Raw genomic sequence first — 12,004 nt, forward strand, 5'->3', positions numbered from 1 at the left:
TCGGCATGACAGCGCCCTATATTTGGGCCAGGCACGTGCGCAGAGAGGGAGACGCATCGGTGAAGACTTTCGCAATGAGCCTTGCGCTTGCCATGGCTGCGCTGACCGTCACGCCGAGCGCCCACGCGGACATGCTGTATTCCAATTACCGGGTGGACACGAACCGGGATCCCGGCCACAGCTGGATCTGGTCGATCAACCCGTGCGTTCATCCAGCGCCGGGATGCCTGCAGGTGTACGCAACGCCGCAGCCCAACGGGCAGGCCGCGCCCTGGCGCGGGGAGGCCCACCTGACCGACGGCCGCTATGTCATGGCCGCTGACGATCCCTTCGGTGTGCGTTGCGTGGTCCAGTTCTTTCCCTCGCATGACGTCTACTCGTGGGATCCGGTGACGCTGGCGGGTCAGGTCGACTCGACGTTCGACACCGGCTGCGGCGGCGGACCGGGGGGCTCCAACAGTTGGCCGTTCTCGCTCGTGCGATGGTAGCCGCGTGAGACGTACAGGAGTCAGTAAGCACGATGGCTGACGCGAAAAAAGCGCCACACGATTCGGCCACCTCGAAAGCCGAGGCAAGGGCATTGCTCGAGGAAGCCGAGGCCGAGGCAGCCGAAGCCGAGGCGCTGGCCGCCGCGGCGCGCGCCCGCGCCCGTGCGGCCCGGCTCCGGCGCGAAGCGCTGGCCCAAGCTCAGGAAGAGACCGACACCGAGACCGAGACCGAGACCGTCGAAGAAGCCCCGGACGCCGACGAGGACGCAACCGTCACCGGTGAGCCGGCGACCGACGAGGCGACGGCCGCTGACGAAGTTGCCGATACCGCGGAAGCGACCGACGCCGACGAAGCGGAAACCGAGGAAGAAGTCTCCGACGGCACCACCGAAGACGCAGAATCGCAATCCAAGCCTGCCCGCTCTCGGCGACGCCTGCGGCTGCCCTCGTGGTCCGTGGCATGGAAGGCTGTCGTCATACTCCTCATCTGTGCCTTCGTCGCGGCCAGCGGATACATGATGTGGCAGCGTCATGAAACCGTCGAGCGCAACCAGCGCGCCGCGAATTTCATCGCGGGGGCCCGACAAGGCGTCGTCAACCTGACTTCCATGGACTTCAACAAGGCCAAGGAGGACGTCCAGCGGGTGATCGACAGCTCGACCGGCCAGTTCCATGACGACTTCCAAGCGCGGGCAAAAGATTTCACGACTGTGGTGGAGCAGTCCAAAGTGGTCACCCAAGGAACTGTTAATGCGGCGGCCCTGCAATCCATCAACGGGGATTTCGCGTTGGTTCTCGTCGCGGCGACATCGCACGTCACCAACGCCGCGGGCGCCAAAGACGCACCACGCAATTGGCGGCTCAAGGTGACCGTCAAAAACGACGGCGGGCAATACAAGATGTCCAACGTGGAGTTCATTCCATGAGCGAGGACAAGCCCAGCATCGACACCGTCGAGGACTCTGCCGAGGACGCCGTCCGCGAGGAAAGTAGCGCTCCACGTGCGCGGCGCAAGGTGAAGGTCGTTCCCGTGGTTCTGCTTGTGCTGCTGCTGCTTTCCGGTGGCGCGGCGACATGGCTGTATTTCAAGCAGTACCGGCCGGATAAGCAGACCGACCCCACCGTCGCGAGCGCGGTCGCCAACGCGGCGTCCGACGGAACGGTCGCGTTGCTGTCGTACTCGCCCGACACACTCGACAAAGACTTCGCCGCCGCCAAGACTCACCTGTCCGGCGACTTCTTGTCGTACTACAACCAGTTCACCGAACAAATCGTGGCTCCGGCGGCCAAGGAGAAGTCACTGAAAACCAACGCCAGGGTGCTGGGGGCCGCGGTGCAGGAACTGCATCCGAATTCGGCCGTGGTGCTGGTGCTGGTCGACCAGAGCACCACGAGCAAGGACAATCCCGACCCCGCGATGGCATCGAGCAGCGTGCTGGTGAGTCTGACCCGGGTCAACGGCAGCTGGCTGATCACCAAGTTCGATCCGGTCTGAGCCGCTTCAACCGTTCGACCGTCGAGTGTGAACCCACGGTTTTGACGCTGAGCTGACGGCGGCGACACGCCGACGGCAGCCGCCGTGGCTGCACACGCGACGCCATCAGTTCACACCCGAGGTTGTGGCGCCGCCCGGCCACCCCGATACGCCGCCCAAGAATCCATCAAGGATCCGCCGAGGTCGGCATCCGATCCTTTTCTCACGCAGCTGGATCGCACGCAGCTGAGAGGAGGAATCGCCATGTCGCTTCTGGGCAACCACATATCTCTGATCCACGGGTGGGTGCCGATCACGGCCCAGATCGTCACGCCGATCGCGCTGGGGATCGCCGCGGGGTGGCGCTCGCGTCGTTGGCGTCTGCTGTGGCTGCCGGCCGCCGCCGTCGCCGGAGTCATGACGGCTGTCGGGGCGCACGCCCTCATCGCCGACGGCGCCTCCAAGTCGGCACCGGACGCGCTGTATGTGTGGATCGCGCTGGTCGGCATGGCCGCGGCGGTGCTAATCCTCGGCTGGCGCGGCGCACGGTGGTGGCGACGTGCGCTGTCGATGCTGGCGGTGCCGCTGTGCCTGCTCTGCTCGCTGCTCGTGCTCAACCAATGGGTCGGCTACTTCCAAACCGTGCAGAGCGCGTGGGAGCAGATCACCTCAGCTCGGTTGCCCAACCAGACCGACAAGGCCGCCGTGATCGCGTTGGCGGCGAAGCGAACCAAGCCGCCGCACGGCAGCCTCGTGTCGGTGCAGATTCCGGATGACGCATCGCATTTCAAGCACCGCGAGGAACTCGTCTACCTGCCGCCCGCGTGGTTTGCGAGTTCCCCGCCGCCGCAGCTTCCGACGGTGATGATGATCGGCGGCATGGTCAACACACCCGCCGACTGGGTGCGCGCCGGCAGCGCCGTGCAGACTGTCGACGCTTTTGCGGCCGCGCACGACGGCAACGCGCCGGTGCTGGTGTTCGTGGACCCGAGCGGGGCGTTCGACAATGACACCGAAGGCGTCAACGGTACCCGAGGCAATGCGGCCGACCATCTGACCAAAGACGTTGTACCCTATATGATCTCGAACTTCGGGGTCAGCCCCGACCCGTCCCGGTGGGGCATCGTCGGCTGGTCGATGGGGGGGACGACCGCAGTGGATCTCACCGTCATGCACCCCGACATGTTCAGCTCGTTCGTCGACATCGAGGGCGACCTGACCCCCAACACCGGAACCAGGGAACAAACCATCGCCAACCTCTTCGACGGCGACGCCAACGCGTGGGCGAAGTTCGACCCGACCACGGTGATCAATCGGCATGGCCGCTACTCCGGGGTGTCCGGCTGGTTCGCGATCACCTCTGGCGGTTCGCCGACGCCGCATCGCAACATCACCATCGTCGACAACGCCGCGCTGTCCGTCGCAAGCCGAGGTGCGGCCTCCGACCCGGGCAACCCGGCCGCGGCCGCCGCCTCCCTGTGCCAGCTCGGCCGGGCGAACGGCATCGACTGCGCGGTGGTCGCCCAGCCCGGAAAGCACGACTGGCCGACCGCCGGCACGGTGTTTGCCACCGCATTGCCGTGGCTGGCAGGTCAGCTGGGCACTCCGGGTGTGCCCCGGACGCCGTTGGCCGGCAACGTCTCTCAGCAAGCCCTTTGACCGCGCTAGCCGCGCGGCAGGCCGAGCACCCGCTGGGCGATGATGTTGCGCTGAATCTCGGAGGTACCGCCGGCGATGGTCCCGGAGAAGCTGCGGGCGTAACGCTCGAACCAGCTGGCGAAGTAGTGGTCGAGGTTCATGTGGGCATACGGGCCCGTCAGCCCGGGATGCACGAGCCCCTCGGATCCCGCGGACGTCAACGCCAGTTCCATGCCACGCAACTCGGCTTCGGAACCCAGCAGCTTGAGCACCGAGATCGCGGCCACGTCATCTTCACCGCGCGCGGCGCGGGCCAGCGCCGCCGAACCCAACAGGCGCAGCGCCTGCCTGTCCATGATCGTGCTGGCGTACTGGTCGCGCTCGACCTCGGTGCTGGGATGGAAGTCGTCGATCATGTTCTCGAGCCGATCGGCGAAACCCAGCCACATCATCGTGCGTTCGTGCCCCAGCGATCCGTTGGCCACCCGCCAACCCTGGTCGAGCTCGCCGACCAGGTTCTCGGCCGGCACCCGCACGTCGGTGAAGAACACCTCGTTGAAATCCAGATCGTCGATGCCGCAGATCGATGGGAACGGACGGCGCACCAGGCCCGGCGTGTCGGTGGGAATGATCAGCGCACTGATTCCCTTGTGCTTCGGCGCATCTGGGTTGGTGCGGACGAACGTCAACAGGACGTCGGCGTCGTGGGCACCCGAGGTCCACACCTTCTGCCCATTGACCACAAAGTGATCGCCGTCGCGCACCGCGCGGGTCCGCAACGACGCCAGGTCGGAGCCCGCGCTCGGTTCGCTCATCCCGAGCGACGCGGTGATCTCGGCCCGCAGGATCGGCACCGCCCAGCGGCGCTTCTGTTCGTCGCTGCCGAACGACAACAGCGACGCCCCAACGATGTTCACGCCCTGCGGGTTGAAGCTGTGGTAGATCCGGCGACGGCTGAGTTCCTCGAGGTAGACGAACTGCTGAATGACCGTTGCGTTGCGGCCACCGAATTCCGGTGGCTGGCTGGGCAGCAGCCAGCCGTTGTCGAACAACAGCCGCTGCCACTCGCGCGCCCACTGCGGCATGTGCGAGACCGACCGGGGCCGCTCCAGCGTTTCGCTTGCGGGAGGCAGGTTTTCGTCGAGGAACGCCGAGAACTCCGCCCGGAAATCCTCGACGTCGGAATCAAAAGTCAGCTGCACGGTATTCCTCCGCGATCCGCGCCCGGTGCTCCGCCGCGCCGCCGAGCATCAGCTCACCCGCTTTGGCTCGTTTCAGCGCGAACTGCAAGTCGTTTTCCCAGGTGAATCCCATTGCCCCATGCAGCTGTAGGCCGTGCCGGAACACCAGCGACTGGCACTCCCCCGCCGATGCCTTGGCCATCGCGGCCGCCAGCCGGCGGCGGGGATCGTCGGCGGCGATCGTCAGCGCGGCGAAGTACGCGAGGGCGCGGGCGCGTTCCACCGCGACGTGCATGTCGGCGGCCTTGTGCTGCACGGCCTGGAACGAGCCGATCGCCACGCCGAATTGCTGACGGCTTTTGACGTGCTCGAGCACCAGGTCGAGGATGCGTTGGCAGGCGCCGACCATCGTGATGGCCATGCCGGTCAGCGCGAAGTGATGCGCGCGCTCGGCATTGACCGTCAGCCGCTCGCTGTCGGGCACCCGAACCTCCGCGAACGACAGGTCGGCGACGTGCAGCACCGGGTCGAACACCGCCGAGCGCCGGGCCGATACCTGACTGGATTCCACGAGGAACACCCCCGCGTCGGTCACCACGGCCAGCCGATCCGCGCGGTCACCGTCGAGCACATGGCGAGCCGTGCCGTCGAGCACCCAGCCCTCGGCGTCGCGGTGCGCCGCGACCCCGCCGTAGACCGCGGTGCCCGACTGGTGCGGGTCGAATCGGTCCCCGGCGAGCGGCGCGAACTGGCTCATCGTCGCCAGGAACGGGGTGGGGTCGGTGGCGCGGCCGAGTTCCTCGAGCACGATGGCCAGCTCGACGGCGCTGTCCGCTTCGCTGAGCTCGGTCCAACCCTGGTCTACATACGATTTCCACAGCGGGCTCGGGTCGACGCCCTCTTCGGCCACGCTGCGCACCAGCGACGGCGGGCACTGCTTCGCGACGGCGTCGCGCACGGTGTCCTGCCACAGTCGCTGATCAGCATCGAACTCCAACAGCATCCGCGCCGCCTCTCGTCGTGACTGTCAGGCGAGAATAACATTCTCGGTTGCGGAAGTAATAATCTCGGATTCCGGGCATGGGGTCACCGGAAGGCCGGTGACGAGCGGAATTCCTGCGGCGACCTAACCGCTGGTCACAAGGTCGTCGGCGGCGTTGTCCCAGCGGTCGAGGTTCACGAACTCGGCGAGCGGGCGGCGGCGCAGCGGCCCGTGATTGCCCTTCGGCCAGCCGACCACGATGTGGCCGGCGACCATCCAGCCCTCCGGTATGCCGACGGCCTGTCTCAGCAGCTGTTCACCGCCGTACGAGGCCCAGCTGGTCAGGCACGCGCCCAGCCCCTGCGCGCGGGCGGCCAGCAGAAAATTCTGCATGGCCGGAAAAATCGAACCGCCCAGCAGCAGTTCCGAGGCGGTCGGGTAGTGCGCCTGGGCGAACAGAACCGAGGTGAATTCGCCGGCGCGGTCGTGCAATTCGTACGTCGCGCGGTAGGTGCGGGCGCGGCGGCTGTTGTCGTCGGGGGCGGGCCGGCTCATGCCGTAGACCGGCTCGATCACGTCCAGCGCGTGGGCCGCGGCCTTGGCCACCACGGCCCGCTGCTCGGGCGAGCGCAGCACCACGAAGCGCCAGCCCTGCGCGTTGGCGCCGGAAGGGGCCCACCTCGCCGCCTCGAGGCAGCGCGCCAGCGTCGCATCGTCCACCGGCTCGTCGGTGAAGCGCCGGATGGTTCGGGCGGTGGACATCACTTCCCAGACGTCCGCGGTTGCTCCGGTCATTGCCGCTCCTTAGCTCTGGCTCCCTCACGCAACCTAGCGTGCAGCGGCGGCGGGGCTCACCCGTCGGTCGCCGCGATGTCGTCGTCGCCCATCCAATGCACGAACCGCTGCAACGGATACATCGCGTCGTGCGGGCTACCGAGCACGTGCGCGTTCGCGGTTCCCAGCCGGCACAGTCGTTGGGCGCCCGCGCTTGCCAGCCGATCCCGCAGTTGCGCTTTGCGTTCGTAGGGGTACACACCGATGGTTTGAGTGGCGACGTTGACATGGCGGACCGCGTCGTCGAGCGACGGGACCATGACGAGGTTCGATGTCTTGTTGGTGGGCTGGAATTCGACGGGACGGTCCGAAAGGATCACCAGGCCACGCCCGTCGAAGCCGCCCCAGACCTTGAGGTCGCCCATGGCCTCCATCACCTGGATCTCGTCGCGCACCTCCGACGACAGCGGCGGCCCCACGGCCGAGGCGAAATCGCGGTCCACGGCCAGCCGCTGCGCCACCGCCGCACACAACGATTCGACCTGGGGCCGTTCACCTTCCACGAATGCGAAGCGGCTCGCCAGGCAGGCTTCCTGGTTGAACACCGTGGTGTCGGCCGCCAGGCGATCGGCGACGTCGGTGACGCAGTCCTCGGACTCGAAAGCCTCGCGCCCGATCATCGAGATCGAGGACTTGGGGTCGAAGGAGATCAGTTGGATGCCCGGGCCCAGGTACTGGATCACGTGGTTGATCGCCTCGCCGCCTCCCCAGGCGACGATCTTGTCGAAGTACTGCGGCCGGTAGAGCGTGCGCTCGATGGTGGTGTCACCGCCCCGCCAGTAGATCGCCGACATCGATTGCACCACCGGGTGTTTCGGATCTATTTCGGCCATGGTCCGCAGCACCGCCACCGTGGTGAAGGGGTCACTCGAGGGCAGCTTGAACACGTTGACAGCCTTGACCAGGGCGCCCTGCGCAATCGAGGCGACGCAGCCCGACGGGGCGTTGCCCGCCAGCATGTGGATCATTCGGGACGGGAAGGCGCGTACCGCCCCCTTGTTGCCGTGAACGTCGACGCGCTCGACCCACCCGTCCAGCGCCTCGCGATCGGCGAAGTTCGAATCGATCATGCTGTTCAGCAGCGGCCTGCTCAGATACATCGGGGCTTGGCGATAGAGATTCTCCACCACGCGCCGCGGCAACGGATTCGTGGCCGCGATCAGTTCCAGGCATTGCTGCAGGTGCGGGTTGCGATCCAGATGCAGGCGCTCGCCGGTTTCCACCAGGAAGTCGACGATCTCCGCGAGCTTGACGTCCAGCAGCGGCGGCAGCTGCGACCGTGGCATGACGAGCGCATCGAGATCGATTGCGGGAGTGACGAAATCGGCGCCCAGGTCGCGCGACCGGTGACGGTCCGCCTCCCCTTCGACCAATACGCCCCGCACGAAGTGTGGCGCCACCAATGTGGTCATGCGACACCCCGCACGTAGGCGTCGATGCTGCCCGCGCAGGTGATCTTGTCGCCGCTGGGCAGATCGGCGTACCGGGTGATCTCGCGGCCCACCGTCGGCCCCCGGTGGCCGCAGCGACACTTGCCGAAGCTGACACTGACCCGGTCCCCGCTGATCACGCCACCCCAGCGGCCCTCGATCGACGCGTCGAAAAAGGCTGCCCGCGCCTCGATCTCGCCATCGGCCGGATCCAGCAATTTCTCGCCGGCAGTATCCAGCGGCAGCATGATCACCCAGGGCGACACGTGATACCGCCCCGCGGAGCACAGCGGGAAGGTCGCGTTGATCTCACGCATGCTATAAGCGTGATACAGCCGGTCCTCCGTGACGTTGAACGTGTCCAAGACGTATTCGCGGTAATTGTCCGGCAGCACAGCACCTTTGAGGCCGCCGGCGACCATCATCGCGTTGCCGGGATGAAAATCGTCACCGCCGTGTCCGTTGGCGCGAATGCCTTCCGCGATCTGATACAAGGTGGCGAACATGCCGGTGGCCAGCAGCGGCACGGCCCGGGCCTCGATCACCGCGTCGACGGCCTTCTTGGCCGAAGCCTCCATGTCGGCGCCCCGTCGCGCGGCGATGCGTTCGAAGTCCGCGATTTCGCTCGGGCGTGCGGTACCGTCGGCCAGTTTGCGCCGCAACGTGATCATGTCGACCATCGACCCGACGGTGATCGGTTCGCCCTCGCCGAACTGGTAGGGCGGATATTTCGACGAGAAACAGTCGACCATCGCCTGGCGGATCGCATCCTCACGGGGAGCGGCGAATTGTGGGCCCAGGCCCAGGAATTTGCGATCCTCGCCGCGGGTCAAGCCCGTCGCCCACAGCAGCGCCTCGACGTTGATCCGCGCCGAGAGTTCGATGTCGCCCTCGGTGCACGACAGCATCGCGGGCTTGCCGGTCGTACCACTCGAACACGACAGGTAATGGCCGACGGTCTCCAGCCGCTTCAGCCAGTCGTCCAGCGTCTGCACGCCACCGGTGTCGAGGCCGTCGACGTCACGGGTGGAGACGGTGGCCAGCCACTTGCCCATGCGGTCCCACCGACCGTCGCTGAGCCAGCCCTCGACGTACGTCTTGTACGTGGTGTGGGCGAACAGCAACGGCACCAGGTCGGCGGGTTGCTTGATGCGCTCGACCCCGCCCGATTCCGCGCGGTTGGCCAACAGCGGAATGCGTCGCGACTGGGCCTCGAACCGCTCGTTGGCCGCTTGCAACTGCAGGGGCAGCAGTTCGGTGGGCTCGATGTCGAAGCAGTCCTTCGCTCCGACCATCGCTACCAGGCGCTCTACTGCAGAGGTCATCCGGCGCTCCCTAGGTTGACACCACCGCAGTTAAGTAAACACTATCGTATATTAATGGTCCAGGGGTGGCCGCGATTTACGCACAGATTCCGTTGCTTCCCTGGTTGATTCGACGGCCTCGGCTCAGTCCCGACGCAGGATGCCGCGCAGGAAGAGGTCCACGGCGTGCTGTAGGTGGTGCTCGTCCTCCTCGCGACTGCGATGGATTCCGCAGTCGGCCAATCGCGCCGGTAGGTGCTCGACCAGTGCGATGAAGTGACCGGCGGCCAACTCGAGATCATCGATCTCGATGGCCCCCGCCTCTTGGTGGCGACGAAGCAGGTCCATGACCTGGCGGTGGCGTGGGGACCAGGTCATGGAGTGCGCACTGACCGCGAATTCGGGAAACCGTGCCGATTCGTTCATCGCGATGCGCTTCAGGCGCACGATGTCCGGATCGGTCGCCCGCTCGAGACCGGCCCGGCCGACCTCGACCAGGGCGGTCCGCAGATCACCCTCTTCCACTCCGTGGGTGCCTTCACGTTCCGTCCTGCGGGTGAGCGCCCAGGGAATGACGTCGAGGAAAACCGCGCGCTTGTCGGGATAGCGCGCATACAGGGTGCGCCGCGTGATGCCGGCCGCCTTGGCGATCGCGTCCATGCTGGTGCCGTCGTAACCGTGCTTGACGAACGTCGCCACGGCCGCCCTGCGCAACTTCTGTTGCAGCTTCTTGGCTTCGGCCTGCGTCGGGCGTCCACGCCGGGTTGTCGTGACCACGGAAATATACATTAACGTGTAGATACCCGTCGGCGCGACGAAAGAGGCCAGGGCCACCGTGACCATCACGCAGTCCTTCATCAACGGCGAATCCGTGTCCTCACCGGACGTGTACGACAACATCGATCCGGCCACCGGCCGATCCCTGGGGCCCGTAGCGCGCGGCGGCAGCGATGAAGTGGATCGCGCCGTCCGGGCGGCGCGATCGGCGTCGAAGCACTGGCCGGACACAGCACCGGAGACCCGGGCCACCCTGCTGACACGGATCGCCGATGCCATCGACGAGGACCGCGAGCGGTTGGCCCGAATGGAGTGTGAGGACACCGGAAAGCCGCTGAGCCAGGCGCGCGCCGACGCCCGCGTCGCCGCGCGGTACTTCCGGTTCTACGGCCACGCCGTCGACTCCTACTACGGCCAAACCATCCCGCTCTCAACGGATCTGCACGTGTACACGCGACGCGAGCCGTTCGGGGTGACCGGTCACATCATCGCCTGGAACTACCCGATGCAACTGCTCGCGCGCGCGGTGGCTCCCGCCATCGCGGCGGGTAACTGCGCGGTGGTCAAGCCCGCCGACGAAACACCCAGAACGGCAGTGGAATTCGCGACTTTGGCGGAGCTGGCCGGCCTGCCGCAGGGCGTGTTCAATGTGGTGACCGGCATCGGCGCCGAGGCCGGGGCGGCGCTTACCGCGCATCCCGATGTCGACCACCTCGGTTTTGTCGGATCGACTCAGATCGGATCGATAGTCGCTCATGCCGCCGCCGAGCGCGTGGTCCCCACCACCCTCGAGCTGGGCGGCAAGTCCGCACAAATCGTCTTTCCCGACGCGGATCTGGTCGCCGCCGCCGAGTCGATCACGAAGGCGATTCTGCAGAACGCCGGACAAACATGCTCGGCGGGATCGCGGCTGCTCGTGCACGACGCGATTCACGACAAAGTGGTCGAGATGGTCCGACAACGGTTGACATCGGCGACAATCGGGCCCGGGATCGAGGACCACGACCTCGGACCGCTGATCTCCCGAAAGCAGCAGGATCGGGTCCAATCCATGCTCACCGACAACGACGAAGGCGAAATCCTCTGCGGCGGAGAGCCTCCGTGCGACCCGCGGCTGACCGACGGCGCCTACTTCCTCCCCACCATCATCGACGGAGCAGACCCCGCATCGCCGATCGCCCAAGAGGAAATCTTCGGTCCCGTGCTGACGGTCAACCGATTCCGCACCGAAGACGAGGCGATCGAGTTGGCCAACGGCACGCCCTACGGGCTGCTCGGCGCCGTATGGACGACCGACCTGGCCCGCGCGCACCGGCTGGCGGCCCAGATCCGCGCGGGCCAGGTCTACGTGAACACCTATGGCGCGGGCGGCGGAGTGGAATTGCCGTTCGGCGGCTTCCAGCGGTCCGGCTATGGCCGCGAGAAGGGGTATGAAGCCCTGGACACATTCAGCGCCACCAAGACCGTCATCGTTCGCCTTTGAAGGAGAAAACATTGGATCGCGAAACCTACCAGCGGGGACTCCGAATCCGCTCCGAGGTGCTCGGCGAGGAGTACGTCAACCGCGCATTGGCCAACGCGGACGACTTCACCGGGCCCCTGCAAGACCTCGTCACCGAATATTGCTGGGGTGCCGTGTGGGGCCGTGAGGAACTGCCGCGAAAGACCCGCAGCATGCTCAACCTGGCGATGATCTCGGTGCTCAACCGGCCCAACGAATTACGCACCCACGTCAAGGCGGCACTGACCAACGGCGTCACCCGCGAGGAGATCCGCGAGGTCTTGCTGCAGGTGGCCATCTACGGCGGCGTGCCGGCCGCCGTCGACAGCTTTCGCATCGCGAACGAGGCGTTCGCCGAACTGGACCGGGGCAGTGGCGATCGCTAGCGCGGCGGA

At 66.4% G+C, this 12,004-nt stretch carries 12 protein-coding genes; 6 read left to right on the forward strand and 6 right to left on the reverse strand.

Annotation, left to right across the window (positions count from 1 at the left end):
• The first annotated feature begins 74 nt into the window (after positions 1–74).
• The 4 genes from ACYQ8K_RS07265 to ACYQ8K_RS07280 all read left to right on the forward strand — a co-directional run bounded on the left by ACYQ8K_RS07265 (position 75) and on the right by ACYQ8K_RS07280 (position 3,621).
• Positions 75–488: a hypothetical protein gene (locus ACYQ8K_RS07265; RefSeq protein ID WP_459967806.1), complete on the forward strand. Its 414-nt coding sequence runs from the start codon at positions 75–77 to the stop codon at positions 486–488.
• A 32-nt stretch (positions 489–520) separates the two neighbouring features.
• Complete coding sequence (locus ACYQ8K_RS07270; protein ID WP_459967807.1) at positions 521–1,414, forward strand: hypothetical protein; 894 nt, start codon at positions 521–523, stop codon at positions 1,412–1,414.
• Positions 1,411–1,983 carry a hypothetical protein gene (locus ACYQ8K_RS07275; protein WP_459967808.1) on the forward strand — a complete coding sequence of 191 codons (573 nt, stop codon included), beginning with the start codon at positions 1,411–1,413 and terminating at the stop codon, positions 1,981–1,983. Before ACYQ8K_RS07270 ends, ACYQ8K_RS07275 begins: the two co-directional genes overlap by 4 nt.
• Positions 1,984–2,226: 243 nt before the next feature.
• Positions 2,227–3,621, forward strand: a complete 1,395-nt coding sequence (locus ACYQ8K_RS07280; RefSeq protein ID WP_459967809.1) for an alpha/beta hydrolase — start codon at positions 2,227–2,229, stop codon at positions 3,619–3,621.
• 5 nt (positions 3,622–3,626) lie between these two features.
• On the opposite strand, the gene ACYQ8K_RS07285 is transcribed toward ACYQ8K_RS07280, so the two are convergent.
• The 6 genes from ACYQ8K_RS07285 to ACYQ8K_RS07310 form a co-directional block, all read right to left on the reverse strand.
• Entirely contained in the window at positions 3,627–4,802 is a 1,176-nt protein-coding gene (locus ACYQ8K_RS07285) for an acyl-CoA dehydrogenase family protein (RefSeq protein ID WP_459967810.1), read from the reverse strand.
• Positions 4,786–5,784, reverse strand: a complete 999-nt coding sequence (locus ACYQ8K_RS07290; RefSeq protein ID WP_459967811.1) for an acyl-CoA dehydrogenase family protein — start codon at positions 5,782–5,784, stop codon at positions 4,786–4,788. The genes ACYQ8K_RS07285 and ACYQ8K_RS07290 overlap by 17 nt, the downstream gene beginning before the upstream one ends.
• A 123-nt stretch (positions 5,785–5,907) precedes the next feature.
• The gene (locus tag ACYQ8K_RS07295) at positions 5,908–6,558 is read right to left on the reverse strand and encodes a nitroreductase family protein (RefSeq protein ID WP_459967812.1); all 651 of its coding nucleotides are present in this window, start codon (positions 6,556–6,558) and stop codon (positions 5,908–5,910) included.
• A gap of 56 nt (positions 6,559–6,614) precedes the next feature.
• On the reverse strand, positions 6,615–8,009 hold the full coding sequence (locus ACYQ8K_RS07300) for an acyl-CoA reductase (protein ID WP_459967813.1): 1,395 nt from the start codon (positions 8,007–8,009) through the stop codon (positions 6,615–6,617).
• Positions 8,006–9,352 carry a hypothetical protein gene (locus tag ACYQ8K_RS07305; protein ID WP_459967814.1) on the reverse strand — a complete coding sequence of 449 codons (1,347 nt, stop codon included), beginning with the start codon at positions 9,350–9,352 and terminating at the stop codon, positions 8,006–8,008. The genes ACYQ8K_RS07300 and ACYQ8K_RS07305 overlap by 4 nt, the downstream gene beginning before the upstream one ends.
• Before the next feature lie 123 nt (positions 9,353–9,475).
• Positions 9,476–10,120 (reverse strand): TetR/AcrR family transcriptional regulator, encoded by a 645-nt coding sequence (locus ACYQ8K_RS07310; RefSeq protein WP_459967899.1) that lies wholly within the window; start codon positions 10,118–10,120, stop codon positions 9,476–9,478.
• 46 nt (positions 10,121–10,166) lie between these two features.
• Between ACYQ8K_RS07310 and ACYQ8K_RS07315 the strand changes: the two genes are divergently transcribed.
• Both ACYQ8K_RS07315 and ACYQ8K_RS07320 read left to right on the forward strand, forming a co-directional pair.
• A complete protein-coding gene (locus ACYQ8K_RS07315) occupies positions 10,167–11,591 on the forward strand; it encodes an aldehyde dehydrogenase family protein (RefSeq protein ID WP_459967815.1) in 1,425 nt (474 codons plus the stop codon).
• 11 nt (positions 11,592–11,602) lie between these two features.
• Positions 11,603–11,995, forward strand: coding sequence for a carboxymuconolactone decarboxylase family protein (locus ACYQ8K_RS07320; protein WP_459967816.1), 393 nt, complete (start codon positions 11,603–11,605; stop codon positions 11,993–11,995).
• The last annotated feature ends 9 nt before the right edge of the window (positions 11,996–12,004 follow it).

This window comes from Mycobacterium sp. MUNTM1 (assembly GCF_054660795.1).

Coding starts and splice junctions, on each gene's coding strand:
- ACYQ8K_RS07265 (WP_459967806.1), top strand. CDS start 75: ATGAGCCTTGCGCTTGCCATGGCTGCGCTGACCGTCACGCCGAGCGCC.
- ACYQ8K_RS07270 (WP_459967807.1), top strand. CDS start 521: ATGGCTGACGCGAAAAAAGCGCCACACGATTCGGCCACCTCGAAAGCC.
- ACYQ8K_RS07275 (WP_459967808.1), top strand. CDS start 1,411: ATGAGCGAGGACAAGCCCAGCATCGACACCGTCGAGGACTCTGCCGAG.
- ACYQ8K_RS07280 (WP_459967809.1), top strand. CDS start 2,227: ATGTCGCTTCTGGGCAACCACATATCTCTGATCCACGGGTGGGTGCCG.
- ACYQ8K_RS07290 (WP_459967811.1), bottom strand. CDS start 5,784: ATGCTGTTGGAGTTCGATGCTGATCAGCGACTGTGGCAGGACACCGTG.
- ACYQ8K_RS07295 (WP_459967812.1), bottom strand. CDS start 6,558: ATGACCGGAGCAACCGCGGACGTCTGGGAAGTGATGTCCACCGCCCGA.
- ACYQ8K_RS07300 (WP_459967813.1), bottom strand. CDS start 8,009: ATGACCACATTGGTGGCGCCACACTTCGTGCGGGGCGTATTGGTCGAA.
- ACYQ8K_RS07305 (WP_459967814.1), bottom strand. CDS start 9,352: ATGACCTCTGCAGTAGAGCGCCTGGTAGCGATGGTCGGAGCGAAGGAC.
- ACYQ8K_RS07310 (WP_459967899.1), bottom strand. CDS start 10,120: ATGTATATTTCCGTGGTCACGACAACCCGGCGTGGACGCCCGACGCAG.